The 629-nt window shown below is 38.3% G+C and carries 1 protein-coding gene; it reads right to left on the bottom strand.

Annotation, left to right across the window (positions count from 1 at the left end; all coding sequences use genetic code 11):
• The coding region (locus FLA105534_RS00065) for an AMP-binding protein (protein ID WP_173964022.1) at positions 1-629 on the bottom strand (629 nt) is incomplete at both ends.

The raw sequence follows: 629 nt of genomic DNA, 5'->3' as shown, positions 1-629 counted from the left end.
AACCAAATTTTCTTCGGTTTTGTTTCTTGGACCTACATACTCTTTTCTTATGACATCTTCTACAGAGATACCAGGCAAGGCATTTCTGTCTATTTTTCCGTTAGGGGTTAGTGGCAATTTCTCTAATTCAATATAAAAACCCGGAACCATATAATCCGGCAATTTCTCTTGCAGAAAACTACGCAACTGTGCTTTTTCCAGATTTGCTGCCGAAACAAAGTAAGCAACCAGTACTTTCTCCTGATTGTTTTCTTTTACTTCAACAACTACCTGTTTTAAATCTTCTGAGTACTGTAAAATGGTATTCTCGATCTCGCCAAGCTCAATTCTATAGCCTCTGATTTTTACCTGATGGTCTTTTCTTCCTAAAAATTCAATGTTTCCGTCGGGTAGCCAACACGCTAAATCTCCCGTATCATACATACGCTTGCCTTCTATAAAAGGATTTGGTACAAACTTCTCTAAGGTAAGCTCAGGCTTGTTCAAATAACCTCTGGCAACACCTGAGCCCGAAACATACAACTTTCCTGAACCGCCAATAACAACTGGCTCTAAGTTATCGTCTAAAATATAAATCTGAGTGTTTGATATGGGGCGCCCAATTGGAATAACCAAATTTTCAAAATCAT

It is taken from the genome of Flavobacterium collinsii, assembly GCF_902804485.1.
GTDB lineage: Bacteria > Bacteroidota > Bacteroidia > Flavobacteriales > Flavobacteriaceae > Flavobacterium > Flavobacterium collinsii.
The sequence above is the reverse complement of the archived record's forward strand: the minus strand, read 5'-3'. Positions and strand labels throughout refer to the sequence as shown.